Annotated in this window: 10 protein-coding genes; 3 read left to right on the forward strand and 7 right to left on the reverse strand. The window is 61.8% G+C overall.

Features of this window, described 5'->3' with window-relative positions; translation table 11 throughout:
- Together FD715_RS20090 and FD715_RS20095 are read left to right on the forward strand one after the other, a co-directional pair.
- Window positions 1–618 (forward strand): sugar transferase (locus FD715_RS20090; protein ID WP_370455430.1); only part of this gene is annotated, 618 nt, incomplete at its 5' end.
- Window positions 619–859: 241 nt separating this feature from the next.
- Window positions 860–3,199 (forward strand): tetratricopeptide repeat protein, encoded by a 2,340-nt coding sequence (locus tag FD715_RS20095; RefSeq protein ID WP_189799573.1) that lies wholly within the window; start codon window positions 860–862, stop codon window positions 3,197–3,199.
- Between the two features lie 22 nt (window positions 3,200–3,221).
- Here the strand turns inward: FD715_RS20095 and FD715_RS20100 are convergent, their stop codons facing one another.
- The 5 genes from FD715_RS20100 to FD715_RS20120 form a co-directional block, all read right to left on the reverse strand.
- Window positions 3,222–4,397: an ATP-binding protein gene (locus tag FD715_RS20100; RefSeq protein WP_147114275.1), complete on the reverse strand. Its 1,176-nt coding sequence runs from the start codon at window positions 4,395–4,397 to the stop codon at window positions 3,222–3,224.
- 161 nt (window positions 4,398–4,558) lie between these two features.
- Window positions 4,559–7,387 (reverse strand): hypothetical protein, encoded by a 2,829-nt coding sequence (locus tag FD715_RS20105; RefSeq protein WP_147114278.1) that lies wholly within the window; start codon window positions 7,385–7,387, stop codon window positions 4,559–4,561.
- Between the two features lie 389 nt (window positions 7,388–7,776).
- On the reverse strand, window positions 7,777–9,726 hold the full coding sequence (gene asnB, locus FD715_RS20110) for an asparagine synthase (glutamine-hydrolyzing) (RefSeq protein ID WP_147114280.1): 1,950 nt from the start codon (window positions 9,724–9,726) through the stop codon (window positions 7,777–7,779).
- Between the two features lies 1 nt (window position 9,727).
- Complete coding sequence (locus tag FD715_RS20115) at window positions 9,728–10,978, reverse strand: glycosyltransferase family 4 protein (RefSeq protein WP_147114283.1); 1,251 nt, start codon at window positions 10,976–10,978, stop codon at window positions 9,728–9,730.
- Window positions 10,979–11,118: 140 nt separating this feature from the next.
- Window positions 11,119–12,033 carry a glycosyltransferase family A protein gene (locus FD715_RS20120; RefSeq protein WP_147114286.1) on the reverse strand — a complete coding sequence of 305 codons (915 nt, stop codon included), beginning with the start codon at window positions 12,031–12,033 and terminating at the stop codon, window positions 11,119–11,121.
- Window positions 12,034–12,164: 131 nt separating this feature from the next.
- On the opposite strand from FD715_RS20120, the gene FD715_RS20125 reads away from it, so the two are divergent.
- The gene (locus FD715_RS20125; RefSeq protein WP_147114289.1) at window positions 12,165–12,884 is read left to right on the forward strand and encodes a WecB/TagA/CpsF family glycosyltransferase; all 720 of its coding nucleotides are present in this window, start codon (window positions 12,165–12,167) and stop codon (window positions 12,882–12,884) included.
- An 18-nt stretch (window positions 12,885–12,902) separates the two neighbouring features.
- On the opposite strand, the gene FD715_RS20130 is transcribed toward FD715_RS20125, so the two are convergent.
- Window positions 12,903–13,709 carry an SDR family NAD(P)-dependent oxidoreductase gene (locus FD715_RS20130; protein ID WP_147114292.1) on the reverse strand — a complete coding sequence of 269 codons (807 nt, stop codon included), beginning with the start codon at window positions 13,707–13,709 and terminating at the stop codon, window positions 12,903–12,905.
- Window positions 13,693–15,306, reverse strand: a complete 1,614-nt coding sequence (locus FD715_RS20135; protein ID WP_147114295.1) for a GMC oxidoreductase — start codon at window positions 15,304–15,306, stop codon at window positions 13,693–13,695. The genes FD715_RS20130 and FD715_RS20135 overlap by 17 nt, the downstream gene beginning before the upstream one ends.

A 15,306-nucleotide genomic window follows, 5' to 3' on the forward strand; every position in this document is an offset into this window, starting at 1 on the left:
GATCATCTTGACAGCTTCTATCACAAGTATGCAAAGCGGTGCCTGGACCTTGTGCTGGTGATCGCGGCCGCGCCCATTGTGCTGCCAGTGATGCTGATGATGATCCTGATGGTGTACCTGGACGGCGGCAAGCCGATCTACTCGCAGATGCGCCTGGGCCGGAACGGTCGAGCGTTTCGCATCTGGAAGATCCGGACGATGACTGTCGATGCGGACGCGCGTCTGAAGGATTACCTTGCTGCCAACCCGAAGGCCCGTGCCGAGTGGGACGCGACGCAAAAGCTGAAGAACGATCCGCGCATCACAAAGACCGGTTGGTTCCTGCGCAAATCCTCGATGGATGAGCTGCCGCAGCTGCTGAACGTGCTGACCGGTTCCATGTCGCTGATTGGACCGCGTCCCATGATGGTGTCGCAAAAGCGGCAGTATCCCGGCGTTGCCTACTACAAGCTGCGTCCCGGCATCACGGGCCCGTGGCAGGTGTCGGATCGCAACAACTGCAACTTTGCCGACCGCGTGCATTTCGATGATCAATATGCGCGCACGGTGTCGCTGCAAACGGATGTGAACTTGCTGGTCAAGACCGTCGCGGTCGTGCTGAAAGCCACCGGATACTAGGGCATGGCACCTTGTCCCGACATTGCCTCGTCTTGGGGTAAAGGGGGCGGTGCAGCCTGACTTGAACTGCCCAGCAATAACAATGTCAGTGTCGGCGCGGGAACGTGCCGGCGCTTTGTGTCAGTACGGATGTTATATGTTTAGATATGTGCGCAAATTCGGGGTTGCCGTTGGACTAAGCCTGGTCCTAGTAGCCTGCCAATCGGCGGAAGAAAAAGCCGAGAAATACCTGGCCTCAGCAATGGAATTGATAGACGCGGGGGACCCCGACCGCGCCGTGATCGAATTGCGCAACGTGTTTGCGTTGGTGCCCAATCATATCGAGGCGCGCGAAACGTTGGCGGCGTTGATGCTGGAGCAGAATGACGAGGCCGCTGCCTACGGTCATTACCTGCGCCTGGTCGAGCAGGTGCCAGACCACTGGACGGGCCGCACGATCCTGGCGGAAATCGCATTTGAGGCGCGCAACTGGGAAGAGTTCGTGCGTCATGGGAAGGAAGCGGTTGCGTTGGCGCCTGACCATCCACGCAGTCAGATCATCGACCTCGCGTTGCAGTATCAGAAGACCATCGAGGATCGCGACGGACCTGCGCGCGATGCTTTGCGTGACCGGGCCACTCTGCTGGCAGCCGACACGCCCGATAGCGGTGTGTTGCAGCAGGTTTTATTTGACGCGCACATGCGTGACCGCAGGTTTGACAAGGCGCTGGAGCAGTTGAACCACGTGATTGCCCGGCAGCCGGACAATCCCAGCCTCTATCGCAAGCGTCTGGATTTGCTGACCCAGCTTCAGGATTTCGCCGCGGTTGAGGCCGGGCTGAAGGAGATGATCGCGCGCTTTGTTGATGATGAGCGGCCGAAAGAGGACCTGATCCGCTTTTACCTGGCCCGTGACGAGGTCAACAAAGCCGAGGCGTTTTTCCGCGATATTGCCGATCCGACCGATCCGAACCCGCGCTTTTTCCTGGGCCTGGTGCAGTTCCTGGCCGAGATACGGGGGAAAGAGGCCGCGCGTGCGGAGTTGATGGCTGCCGTTGATGTCGCGCCGGAGCCGGAGCAATTGCGCATGCGGCTGGCGATCATGGATTTCGAAGCGGGTGCGCAGGACAAGGCCGTTGCTGATTTGCGCGGGCTTTTGAACGGTGACGCGCCGGGTACTGCGCAGAATGCGATCCGCGTGACCCTGGCCCAGATGCTGGTGGCATTGGGAGATGTCGCCGGTGCGCAAGCGCTGGTCGATGATGTGCTGGCCGCGGACGAGATGGATGTCGAGGCCCTCAAGATGCGGGCCGAATGGCAGATTGCGGCAGATGAGACAGACAGTGCGATTGCGATCTTGCGGTTGGTGCTGGACCATGCGCCGGGTGACATCAGGGCGATGCACCTGATGTCTGACGCTTATGCGCGGGCGGGCAATCACAGCCTGTCGCGCGATTTCATGGCCCTTGCCGTCGATGCGTCGGACAATGCGCCGGACCCGTCACTGCGGTATGCGCGGGTGCTGGCCGCTGATGAGCGTTACCTGGCGGCGGAAGAGGTCGTGATTGCCGCCCTGCGCCGGGACCGGCGGAATGCTGATATTCTGGTTCTGCTTGGTGAGATTTACCTCGCGTCCGAGGATTATTCCCGCGCGGATCAGGTGATTGCGCGGCTGCGGACCATTGGAACCGACCGGACGCTGACCGTGGCCAACGCGCTTGAAGCGCGGCTGTTGGGCAATCGCGAAGGGGTGGAACGCGCGCTCGGGTTTCTGGAAGAGTTGGCTGCGCGCGAGGATGCCGGGGTGACCACGCAGATCACGCTGTTGCGCGCACGCCTCAGCTCGGGTCAGACGGCGCGGGCGTTGCAGCAGGCCGAAGCCTTAGTCACCGAAAACCCCGATAATCCGTCGCTCAAGTTCATTCTGGCTGCGTCGCATGCCGCGTCCGGTGCGCCGGGTGTGGCTGAAATGGTGCTGGCCGATCTGTTGGAGGAAGACCCGAACCGGATGCGCGTGTGGGCGCAGCTTTACCGTATGCAGCGCGTTCAGGGCAAAAGCGCAGAGGCCACGCAGACCCTGTTGGACGGGCTTGCCATTGATCCCGACAACCGGGCGCTGCTGTGGGCGCAGGCCGTGGAATTTGAACGCGCGGGCGATATCGAGGGGGCCATTGCCAATTATGAGCGTCTGTATGATGCGGATTCTGGCGACCTGATCGCGGCGAACAATCTGGGCAGCCTGTTGGCGAATTACCGGGATGACGATGCGTCGATTGAGCGTGCATGGACCGTTGCACGCCGGTTGCGCGAGACGGCTGAGCCGACCTTTCAGGATACGTATGGATATGTCGCTTTTCGCCGAGGCGAGTTCGAGGAGGCGCTGAGCTATCTTGAGCCTGCGGCTGCAGCGCTGCGCGATGATCCCATCGTGCAGTTTCATCTGGGCCGGGTCTATGGCGCGTTGGATCAGCGCGAGCAGGCGATTGCGCAGTACAATCGCGTGCTTGAGATGGCCGGGGAAAACGACACGCGCCCCGAGTTTCAGACCGCTCGATCCGAGATTGCGCGTATCCAGAATCTTCCTGTGTCGGTCGAAAACTGACCATTTGCGCGGGGCAGGGGGGTTAGCTGTCAGTGTCGTGGCTGCGCAGCTGTGCCATGGCGGACGCCAGTGGCATGGCCTTGACGCCGCCCTGTCCCGGCACTTCGCGGGCGTCGGCATAGACCAGAATGCGTTCGGCGGCGCCTAGGTCGTCCGCTGCGATGTGAAAGCCGCGGGTGACCTTGGGGCTGGTCGTGCGTTTGATTTCGATGGCCCAGAGTGCGCCGCTGGGCAGCGTCAGGATCAGATCAATTTCCGCGCCTGCGGAGGAGCGGTAGAAGCTCGCCTCCGTCCCGCGCGGGGCTGCGGCGATCAGGTTTTCGATGCAGAACCCCTCCCACGAGCCGCCGACGACAGGGTGACCCAGGAGCGCTTCGGTCCGGTCGATGCCCAGCAGGGCATGGGTCAGACCTGCGTCGCGGATATAGACCTTGGGCGATTTGACCAGACGCTTGCCCTCGTTCGCATGCCAGGGCGGCAGGCGGCGGACCAGCATCAGATCGACGAGCAGATCGAGGTAGCGGGCGACGCTTTGCCCCGACACACCCAGACCGGCGGCAAGCCGTGCGGCATTCAAGAGCCCACCCTGTTCGTGGGCCAGCATGGTCCAGAAGCGACGCAGGGTTTCCGACGGGATTCGCAGGCCGAAACTGGGGATGTCCCGTTCAAGGTAGGTGCGGATGAAATCCGTGCGCCAAGCGAGGCTGATGGTGTTGGTGTCTGCCAGATAGCTGTCAGGAAACCCGCCGCGCAGCCACAGGGTGGACAGGCTGTCTGCGCCGGTTTCATCGAGGGTGAAGGGCGTGAGTTCGTGGTAACTGACCCGCCCGGCCAGTGATTCCGCGCTTTGTTGCAGCAGCGTGTTCGAGGCCGACCCAAGCAACAGGAACTGGCCTGTCCGATGGCCCGCCCGCCTGCGTCGGTCGATCTGGCCGCGCAGGGCGCCGAACAGCCCGGGCATCAACTGCACTTCGTCGATGATGACAAGCCGCCCCATCTGTTCGTCAAGGTAGAGGTCCGGTTCTTCCAGAACCTGCCGGTCCGCGGATCGCTCGAGATCGAGATAGACGGCATCGCGCGTGTCTGCGATGTCTTGGGCGAGGGTGGTTTTGCCCACCTGACGGGGGCCGAGCAAGACAACGCCCGCTTGCGAGGCGAGCGTTTTTTGCAGGGACGTGTGGTGGAAGCGATCGATCATACCTTGCATATGTGCTACGTGATGGAGCATATGCAAGGTTAATTCTGTGCTTTTGACGTGCCAAGACACGATGCGCAGCAGCCCGTCAGGCTGCGACGCGTGAGGGATAATGCTACGAGCGGGTCAAAGCCGCCCGTAACAGTCAGATGGTGCGCCGGGTTTTACAGTACGAAGAATTCGTCTTCGAACTGGGCGAAGGCCTGCGGTTGGCTCTCTTCGCTTTCAAATGCGACCGCAGCGGGCGCGCCTGCTTCGAAAACAAACGCATCTGCGCCGCCGCCGTCCACGCCGACCGCATGGTGAAATCCTTCGTCCCCTTCACAGAAGATCGGCAGGAAGGATTCGGAATCGTCCGGCTGTTCCAGTCCAATCGTCTCGATCGAGACGCCTGATCCGCCGCCAAGGTTGAGCCAAACCTCGTCGCTTTGGTAATCGACGGTAACTGTGGCGCTGCGCGCGCCCACGCCGATCACTTCGAAGCTGCCGACCAGACCGGTCACCTGGTCTGCTGACATCAACAGATAAGCGCCGTCGCTGATATAGGCCTGCGTCAGGTCGATGGTCAGGTGCAGATAGCCAAGGTCGATCTGGGATGTCACATCGGGGTTGTCCCCGAAGGCGCCAGATCGGAATTCTGAAATGCGTCCCAGACCGGTTTGGTCGCTGGCGAATGTCAGGCAAGCACCCGTATCAAAGCGGATTATACCAGTGTCGCCCGCATCGCCGTCAAAGCCCACGAGGGCATCGGCCCCTTCAATATGCAGATGGTAGTCGCTGCCGACCGCAAACAGACCGCCATCAGCGCTCAGGATCGCTTGCCCGCTTTCAACCACGACATCGACATTGCCCACGACGGCGCCGGTATTAGCAAATCTGCCACCGTCCTGCGTGATGCTAAGCGTGCCGGCCCCATTGTACCCGTGCATCCAGAACTGACCGGCATTCGTGATGTCGACCTGACCGCCCCATGTGTCGGACGTGGTCTGGCCGATGACGTTGAGCCGCCCGTTCGAGACATCGAGCCGACCGCCATCGCCAAAATCGAGGCCCAGAATGGTATGCGTGCCGCCGTAGGTGACGTGGTTGCCGCCCAAATTCACAAGGTCATTGGCGACGCTTCCGGCGATGTCGTTGGTGTCCCAGTTCATCCGGTTGTCCCAGCGCACGCCGTCGCCCAGTTCATTGGGCACGAACTGCACTTCGCGCGGATCTGTGCGGAGCACTTCGAGGATGCCGAACGCCTGCTGGAAGTAGGCGTTGAGCGTTTCGGCCTCAATCTCGGTCTGGCCGATCCAGGCGACGAGATCGTCGATGTCGGCGTTCGGATCGTTCAGCATGATCTTGGCGAGGTTGTCCGCCGTGGTCTGGTCCAGCACGCTCCGGTCCAGACCTTCGATGTTCTGGTTTTCGCCTTCTTCGATGCCGCGATCGACGTGCCAGGACCCATACCAGCGGTACACCATGGTGTCGTCGTAGTAGGGCGAATGTTCGTGGACGAGCCCACCCTCGTTGATCGAACGCTCTGCCAGTTCCTGCGGGTCGTTGGGGTCGGCCAGGTGCGCCACGATGTTGCCGATCAGGGTCGTGTCGTTGCCGCCGTTATAGATGCCCATGGCATGGTAGCCCTGGCCCTCGGCCACGCTGCGGTAGCCTGCGGCCGTAATGACGTTGCCCGCGACGAGCGAGAAGTTTCCGATGGGGCCTTCGCCCCAATACTCACCGCCGCGGAAGATCAGGCCGCCGCCGCTGTCCATCAGCAGGTTGTCTTCGATGAAACCGCCGCTGCGCAGCTGTGCCGCCATCGACGCGGCCGCCGCTGAGATGTTGTCGCGGAAGGTGAGGTCCAGCACGTCATGCTGGACATAGATGCTGTGGGAATAGGTGCTGGGCGGTTGTGGCCGGTCGCCGCGACCGTTGTAGTCGTACCCTTCGTCCCAGCCGATGCCGGTGAACCGCGTTCCTTCGACCAGAAGCCCTTGAACATCCGAGAAGTAAGACCCCGAGAAGCGTTCGAGGTGGGGGCTCCAGCTGCTGCCGTAGCGGGGGGCGTCGGGCCCGGTATCGAGCATGTTGGAGTCGCGCAGCGTGAAGCTGTCTGCGCCTTCGACCACGATCCAGCCCATGTCGGTCGCGGTCACCGAGTCGACGATGATGTTGCCGCTGCCCTCGGTCGAGCCGCGGAACAGCAGTTCCTGGGTGATATTCAGGTCGTGGATCACGATGTTCGAGAATGTTTCACCGTTGTATCCGGCGACCCAGTGATTGTTCGCCAGAACCGGCTGTGCGCCGTCGCCGTAAGAGGTGATCACGACCGGGTGCAGAGGGCTTTCGCCCTGGATGCCCGCCGGCATAAGCCCATTGTCGGCGATCTGGTCGTAGACATATCCGCTTTCGAGGCGCAGCCAATGCGAGCTGGGCGTCGCTTCTTCTCCGGTCGCGAAGTTGCGGCCTGTGAGCTCCTGCCAGAGCAGCATGCCAGCATCCTGGGCCAGCGCATTGTTTTCGTCCGAGCCGTATTCGGGATTGTTCGCCAGCCATTCACCGGTAATCTGCCAGGTCTGCAGACCCTCCTGCGCGGCGATGTCCGCGATGGTCAGAGCATCGGCGGACGCCGAAACATAGACCTCGCGGTGGTTTTGGCCGGTTTCGATGACCAGCTCACCCTGCGCGTCCGTTTCCAACATGTAGTGGTTGGAGCCCGTGCCCCACCCACCTTGTTGCGAGGGGGGCGTGACGTCGATGTTGAAGGTCTGTTGCGAGACGTTGCCGTTCTCATCCGTGATCTCGACGGTGAAGTCGAGCGGGCCAGTATGGTCGGAATGCGTCATGACCAACGCAAGCGAATTGTCGGGGTTGACGGTCAGCGTGCCGAAGTCGGGGCGGTCGACAATGCTGATCTCGCGGACGGTCGCAAAGTCTTCGATTTGCAAAGTGGTGGTGCGCGCGCCGGACACCTGCGCGATTTCAGAGGTATTCAGTGTGGTGGGCATTAGTACGTCTTCCGTTCGGTCGTGGTCGGTGGCGGGCCACCGGCAATAGGTCTCTGTCGGCTGTCCCGATGGTGGGAAGCCGTGGTTCTCTGTGCGCAAACGGGCGCGTACATGCCCTGCGCGTTACCTCACATCGATGGGTACAAACTCGATCACCTGCGTTAATTACTTATGAAACGTGCAGGAATTGGCCCATGTCTAAGGCCGTTTTATGGCAAGTCGTTAAACTGACAACCCATCCGGGGAAAATACTGCACCGTGTGGTAAAACTGCGCAGAAAGCTGCCAAACGAATCTCGGGCGGGCGCGAGACTTCGCTTTGAATAGACGCAAACGTATGCGTTCAGTGGCGCTAAGCGTATCTGCGCCGACGTCTCGGCGGCGAAACGCTTAGCTTTTCTGCTGCTCGAGCCATGCTTGGACCATCAGGACGTTCCACAGCTGTGGGCCCCAGTTGAATCGCTCGGACAGGTGCTGTTGCCATAGCTTTTCGATCACATCGGCGTTGAAATAGCCCTCGCGGCGCAAGCGTGTGGGATCCAGAAGGGCAGCGGCCCAGTCCTTGAGACTGTCGCGCAGCCACAGCCCGATGGGCACTTCGAAGCCCATTTTGGGCCGTTCTATTAGGTCCTTGGGCACGTGGCGGTAGAGCACCTGGCGCAGCGCCCATTTCGTGGTGTCGCCGCGCAGCTTCTGGTCTTCGGGCAGGCCGAGCGCAAATTCCACCACGCGGTGATCAAGCAGTGGGGCGCGGCTTTCCAGCGCGACGGCCATGGTAGCGCGGTCCACCTTGGCCAGGATATCGTCCACCATGTAGGTCAGCATATCGAGCTGCAACATGCGTTCGATGTCACTGAGCGACCCCTGGGGCGGCAAGTGTTCGGCCAGCAGGGACGGGGGGTGCGAGGCGCCCGGCACCGCGGCCTCGGGGAACCGCCAGACCGACATCATGGCGCGGTGCAGCGTTTCGAGGTCGGGTTGGCGCGCATAATTGGCAAGGCGGTGCAGGCGCTGGCCGATGGGTTCCTTGCCCTGCGGCGTGGGGATCAGACCCTGCAGCGCGGCGGTCAGAGCGCCTGCGGGGATGGCCCGAATGGCCTGCGCGCCGAGGTTGCGCAAGGGTTGCGGCATGGATTTCAACCGCGCGCGCAACTTGCCCGCATGGGCATAGCGCCCGTAGCCGCAGAACAATTCGTCCCCGCCATCGCCGGACAGCGACACGGTCACATGCTCGCGCGCGAGTTTCGAGACGAGGTAGGTGGGGATTTGCGAGCTGTCGGCGAAAGGTTCGTCATACATCGTGGGCAAGAGCGGCACCACGTCGCGCAATTCCTTGTCCGTGACGTAAAGGTCGGTGTGGTGGGTGCCCAGGTGATCGGCGACCGATTGTGCAAACTCGGCCTCGTTATAGCGTGCTTCGTGAAATCCGATGGAAAAGGTGTGGACGGGCCGGTCGGACAGCTTTTGCATGATGCCGACGATGGTCGAGCTGTCGATGCCGCCTGACAGGAAGGCACCAAGCGGCACGTCGGACATCATCTGTTGGCTGATCGCGTCGGTCAGCAGTGCTTCCAGCTCGTCCACGACCTGATCGTCGCTGCGGCGCGGGGGCTTGGGTGCGGCGGCAATCTCTGCGCCGTTCCAGTAGAATTCCGTCTCGACCGTGCCCGTCGACGCCTGAATGGTGACCATTTCGCCGGGGCGGACCTTGCCGATGCCGCGATAGATCGAGCGGTTTTCGCCCACATTGCCGTGGCGGAGCGCTTCAACGATGCTGTCGCGCGCAATCTCTCCCTCGAAGGACGGATGGGTCCGCAGCGCTTTGAGTTCTGATCCGAAGAGAAGGGTGCGTGCATCGCCGGTACCTTGCCAGCCGTAATAGAGCGGCTTTTCCCCCATGCGGTCGCGGAACAGGTACAATGTCCGTGTGTCCCGATCCCAAAGCGAGATTGCGAACATGCCAATGGCCCGGTCCAGCGTGTCGCGCAGGCCCCAGACATCAATTCCGGCCAACAGTGTTTCGGTGTCCGAGGTGCCGCGCCACTCAGGGGCTTTGCCCGTCTCTTCGAGCGTGCGGCGCAGGACCTGGTGGTTGTAGATCTCGCCGTTGTAGCACAGCACCCAACGGCCCGAGGCGGACGTCATCGGCTGGGCGCCTGCCGGGCTGAGGTCAACGATGGCGAGGCGCAGGTGGCCGAGCGCCACGCCCACATCTGCGTCCGTCCAATGATCCTGGCTGTCCGGTCCACGGTGGGCAATGGCCTGCATCATCGGCAATATCACCTCGTCCCGCGCAAGGCCGGGGGAGGTCGTGCAGAGGTATCCGGTGATGCCGCACATATCAGGAGGATCTCTTTATCGGGTCGGGGCGTATCTTGCCGTCATGTGTGCCCGCAAAAAGCGCCCCTATCCGGGCGGCTTCGTGGCGCACATCGAACTCGGCGCGGACTTTTTCGCGGCCGCGCGCGCCCATGTCGGCGCGCCGGTCTGCGTCGTCGGCCATGTCGTGGATCCGGGCGGTCAGCGCCTTGGCATCGCTGGCGGGTACGATGAAGCCCGATACGCCGTCTTCGACCAGTTCGCCCACACCGGCGAGTTGGGTGCAGATCACCGGTTTGCCTGCCGCGAGTGCCTCCATCAACACGACGGGCAACCCTTCGGCAAAGGAGGGCAGGACAAGTGCGTCTGCTGCGGCCAGCGCGTCCGCCACGCCCTGTTGGCTTTGAAAGCCCAAGAACCGGACGGCATCACCGAGCGGGGCGGCCATGGCTTCGAGATGCGCCCGGTCGTCGCCATCGCCGACCAGTGTCAGGGTCAGGTCGGGGCGCGTGGCGTGGGCGGCGGCGAAGGCGTCCATCAGCACGCGCAGGCCCTTGATTGGGGTCAGGCGGCCCACGAAGACGAGGTTCGTGCCGGTGGTTTCGGTCGTCTGCGCCGCCTCGTAGCGTTCAGGGATCACGCCGCAATGTATGATGTGCAGCTTGTCCCAATGCGCCGGGTCGGAAAAGTACATGGCCTGCGAGCGGCAGAAGTGGCTGATGCAGGCGACAAAACTGGCCTGTGCCGTCTTTTCGCGCAGGGACCACGTGTGCGGTTCGTAGATTTCGGCGGGGCCATGCAGCGTGTAGCTGAAGGGAATGCCTGACAGCGCTGAGGTCAGCATCGCCACATTGGCAGGCGGGTCCGCAAAGTGGACATGCAGGTGCTGCACACCTTGGCTGCGAAGGTGGCGGGACAGCACGAGCCCTTCAAGAAAATAGGCGATCTGTTTGAGCGCCCCTTTCATTCCGGGCGGTGCCGTGCGGGCGGCGACGCCGAGAGCTTTGAAAAAGCGGGCTGGTGTCGCCAGCGCCGAGCCAAGCGCCTGCAGCATCCGAACGGGGTTCTTGCCCGCTTCGATGATGTAGAAGGTGCTGTCGTGCGCGGCGTGCTCTTCAGGTCCGATCAGGTGCGTGGCGGCAGGCCGCCGGACCGAAGCTGTGACGATCTCAAATCCCAGTTCGCGCAAAGCGGTAACTTCGCGCAGGATGAACGTGTGGGATGCAGCCGGAAAGAGCGATGTCAGATAGGCCACGCGCGGCAAGTCGGACATTTACATCAACTTCCTTAATCAAACAGAGGTGTTATGGCGAAAGCGTGGTGGTGAGTAAACCGCGGGCCGTGACTGGAACGTAGACAATTCGAAGCAATGGTTGTTTCGCGGGCACAGTCCGCATCCGCCCATGCGACCGGTCAAACGCCGAGAACATCGCGGCGTTGCTGCAAGGCCCATTCCGCCGCTTCCGCCTTGCCGCTGCGCAGGGCACGCATCTGATAGGCGCGGATAAAGGCGGTCATGTCCCGGTCGCCGAAGCGTTTTTCGCCCTGAAGCCACGCCTTCATATAGCCGTAGATGGAGAACAGCGTGCCCGTCACATAGGGCCGCTGCCGAACCGAGCGGTAAAGCGAGCTAAGCGTGAAGAACAGCGGATGCGCGCCCAGATGGAACTGCCCTTTGCCGTGGCGGATGCGGCCGCGATAGATGCTTTTCTGGCTGGACCCCATGGGACGCAGATGAATGAACTGCAGGTCAGGGTCATTCCAGCTGATGGCGCGCCAGCCGAACCAACGTGCGCGGTGGCAATCGTATCCGTCCCAGCCCACTTCCGCCACGAAACCGCCGATCTCTTCAAAACAGGTGCGGCGGTAAAACTTGGTCATGCCGACCGAGGCCTCGTCACCACAGAGCTCGCTTTTGCGTTCATTCGTGATGGGATGCATGTAATATGCCTTGCCCGACGCGGTCCCGAGACGCGGGTCGGCTGCCATGCGCTCGAGCAGAATTTCGAAGTAGCGGGGCGGCAGGTCGAGATCGACATCGAGTTTGCACAGGTATTCGTAGTCCGCGACGTCAACCGCCGCGAGGCCGGTATTGAATGCCTCGATCACGCCACCGCCCACGCGCCGTTCGCCCTTGGGCCGGTTCACGACCTTGATGTAGGGCATCGAAGGCAGATATTTTTCGATGATCTCTGCGCTGTTGTCGGTGGAGCCATCGTCGACGATGATCCACTGCGCCGGCGGCACCGTCTGGTCCCGGATCGAGATCAGCGTTTTTTCGATATAGGCCCCCTCGTTCTTGCAGGGGGAGATCAGAATATACGTCATGGACACCGTTTATCGCGAAGGTAATTTCTTTAGCGTGAATACACGTTTGGTTTGCTACAAGATTGCAGAGGCAAAACAAAATCTATTCGACCGGTGCCGAACAAATTCTTGAAAGACTGTGATTTCACAACATGACGTCAGTAGAAGCAGACCTTTTGAAGGTCATCCATAAAACGGAGCAGGATTCGCTGGACTGGTCGCTGGACCAGTTGCATCCGGGGCAGGGTCCGCAGCGGTTGATGTTCCTGAACGCCCATGGGGTGAATTGCGCGGCACGGAATGATGCCTTTCGCCAGCAAGTACTGCAAAGCGACTTTCTGCTGCGGGATGGTGTGGGCCTTGCCATCGGTATGAAACGGCTGGGGCTGCGGGAGACTGAAAACCTGAACGGCACTGATCTGATCCCCAAGGTGCTGGCGCGTCACCGCGCCGCGCGGCTTGCGGTTTGGGGTTCATCCGAAGAGGCGCTGGACAAGCTGGGCGTGCGGCTGCGCGAAGAGGGGCATGACGCGCTTGTCTCGCTGGAACACGGGTTTCATGATGACTCGTTTTATGTCGAAAAGTATCGCGCGCTTCAGCCTGACATTCTGGTGCTGTGCATGGGTATGCCGCGGCAGGAGCTGTTGGCAGGTCAATTGGCAGGCGAGGCAGGGAATGGTCTGATCATCTGTGGTGGTGGCTGGGCCAATTTTCATTCCGGCCACATCCCGCGTGCGCCCCTGTGGGTGCAGCGCCTGCGGTTGGAGTGGCTGCACCGGTTGAGCCGTGAACCGCTGCGTTTGGGGCGGCGGTACACGGTTGATGTCCTGAGGTACTTCCAGCACATCCGGCGCCTGTCAAAACATGGCTGACACCTTGGGCCGTGAGGGTCAGAGGCTGGGGATGCGGCGTGGTTTTGGTGTGCGTCCGGTGACCTTGTTGAACAGACGTCGCTTGAGGGACAGAACGGGCAGCTGTTCGCAATCCTTGTCGAAGGTCACGCCGTTCAGGCTTTGGTCGTGCCAAAGGGCAAGCCCCACGCCCCACGTGGCTGCCAGCGCTGGGTCCGTGCCGTCGGGCAATCCCATCTCGGTCCTGAGTGCGCCGGGTACCCAATCGTTGATGATGATGTCGTGGAACCTGTCGCCCAGATCCCGGACCATGGCCTGTGTCAGAATGCGGCAGGCGCCTTTGGACACCGAATAGGCGGACGCCATATAGGTCGGATCGTTGCCCGCGAACGTCGCTACGTTGATGATCCGGCCATGGCCGCGCGGCACCATACGCTCCAGCGCCAGCATGGCACAGGTCATGGTACCGCCGAGGTTGATGTCCATCACCTGCCGGAAGCTTTCCGGGGTTTCATCGAGGAAGTCGCGGTGCGGATAGACGGCCGCGTTGTTGAACAGGATATCCACAGGCCCAAGATCGGCGTCGATCCGGTCGAACGCTGCGCGCAGGGCATCCACGTCGCCGACATCCGCAAGGACGGGTGTAATAGCGCCGGGCAGGTCTGCCGTTTCGGTCGCGAGCGCTTCGATGTCCGCCAGTTTGCGGCCAATGGCGGCCACCCGCAGACCTTGTGCGGCCAGTCCTGCGGCAAGGTGGTGGCCCAGTCCGCGCCCGGCACCCGTGACGATGGCGACCTCGGGGGCCGGGGAGGTGTCTGGCGCGATGCCGCTATTCGGCTGCGACATCTTTGGCATCCTTCTGCTTGGCCGCCTTTGCGATCAGGTCCCCCACGCGCAGGGCATTCGCTGCGATGGTCAGGCTTGGGTTGACACCCATGGAACTTGGCATGAACGACCCGTCGGCCACATAGAGATTGTCCAGATCATGGGTCCGGCAATCAGGGCGCAAGACCGATGTTGCGGGGTCGGTGCCAAAGCGCAGCGTGCCGAGCGGGTGGCCGAAATTGAGGACGGGCTGGAGCGACACCAGAAACGACAGGTGTTTGCGGAACGCTTTTCGGATCGCCCGGCGGAAGGCTTTGCGCCGCTCCAGCAATTCCGGGTGATACTCGTATTCGAAGGTCAGCACCTCGGGATCGTCGCTGTTCAGCACCACGCGATTTTCGGGGTAGGGCAAGTCTTCCATGATGCCGACGAAAACGGCGGCTTTGCCGAAGAGGCGGCTGGCCACAAGGGCTGGTATCCGGATCAGGCCGCGCAGGCGACGAAAGCGGCGCAGGAACGACTGATCGAAGATCTGCCCGAGGAAATACACGATATTGCCGTAACTGACGTCGAGCCCGAGCGACTGCACCAGACCGAAGCGTTTGCCCTGCGCGGTGTAGAGGTCACGAAGTGAGACCGCCTTGCCAAAGGGCCCGGTCCGGGCTGATTTGGTTTTGGGCCACAGCACAAACAGTTCGTTGATATGGAACATGAGACCGCGCCCGACCCAATCGCTGGAATTCGCGCAACCTTTTTCGGAATGGCCCTGGGATGCGAGCATGAGCCGGGCGGAACCCAATGACCCCGCACACAAGGCATATCGCGTGCCTTGCAGTGTTGCCGTCTCGTCGTGGGCATGGACAAGCAGGCCGGTGACCGTCGCCCCGTCATTCAGGATTTCGCGCACCTCGCAATTGTCCAGAAGGGCGGCGCGCCCGCTGGACAGGGCAGGCACCACGCCAGCCGACCGTCCGTCCATCTTGCAATTCCATCGGCACTTCCGGTCAAAGCACTGCCGACATGTGTCGGCATGTTTGACAGCGACGTGCAGACGGTAGGGGTGCAGGTTGCTGTTCTCCATCTCCTGCATGAGCGCGAGGTCGGCATCCGATGCCGTGATGGGTGGCTTCAGCCCTTTGGGATCGGGTTCCGGCGACAGGGGATCTGGCGTTCCGCTCAGATGCAGAAGGGCCGTGGCCTCGTCAAAATAGGGTTGCAGTGCATCAAAGCCGACGGGCCATCCTCCGGTCGGGTGAGGCAGGTCCGGGCTGTCGTCGATGTCGTGGCGTTCGGGTCGTTCCAGGGCTGCAGCATAGAAGATGGACGAGCCGCCAACGCCGCTGCCATAGGGCCCGAAGAACTGGGTTGTGACGCCGCTGAGGCGCATCTCGGCCGGCTTTGGCCAAATGCCACGGAGCTGGCGCGCTTCCGGTGTCACGGGGCTGTCGCGCCCGGTCTGGCTGTCGGTATCATAACCGGCAGGCCCTTTTTCGACGAAGAGTACGCGCAAACCGTGATCGGTCAGGCGTCGCCCCAGCAGCCCGCCGCCCATACCGGCCCCGATGATAATGACATCCCAGAACTGCGACTGCGCATCGGAGAGGGAAATCGTCTGCAT

The sequence above is a fragment of the Tateyamaria sp. syn59 genome (assembly GCF_007995245.1).
Lineage (GTDB): Bacteria > Pseudomonadota > Alphaproteobacteria > Rhodobacterales > Rhodobacteraceae > Tateyamaria.

Coding starts and splice junctions, on each gene's coding strand:
- FD715_RS20095 (WP_189799573.1), top strand. CDS start 860: ATGGAATTGATAGACGCGGGGGACCCCGACCGCGCCGTGATCGAATTG.
- FD715_RS20120 (WP_147114286.1), bottom strand. CDS start 12,033: ATGACGTATATTCTGATCTCCCCCTGCAAGAACGAGGGGGCCTATATC.
- FD715_RS20100 (WP_147114275.1), bottom strand. CDS start 4,397: ATGATCGATCGCTTCCACCACACGTCCCTGCAAAAAACGCTCGCCTCG.
- FD715_RS20125 (WP_147114289.1), top strand. CDS start 12,165: ATGACGTCAGTAGAAGCAGACCTTTTGAAGGTCATCCATAAAACGGAG.
- FD715_RS20115 (WP_147114283.1), bottom strand. CDS start 10,978: ATGTCCGACTTGCCGCGCGTGGCCTATCTGACATCGCTCTTTCCGGCT.
- asnB (WP_147114280.1), bottom strand. CDS start 9,726: ATGTGCGGCATCACCGGATACCTCTGCACGACCTCCCCCGGCCTTGCG.
- FD715_RS20130 (WP_147114292.1), bottom strand. CDS start 13,709: ATGTCGCAGCCGAATAGCGGCATCGCGCCAGACACCTCCCCGGCCCCC.
- FD715_RS20105 (WP_147114278.1), bottom strand. CDS start 7,387: ATGCCCACCACACTGAATACCTCTGAAATCGCGCAGGTGTCCGGCGCG.
- FD715_RS20135 (WP_147114295.1), bottom strand. CDS start 15,306: ATGCAGACGATTTCCCTCTCCGATGCGCAGTCGCAGTTCTGGGATGTC.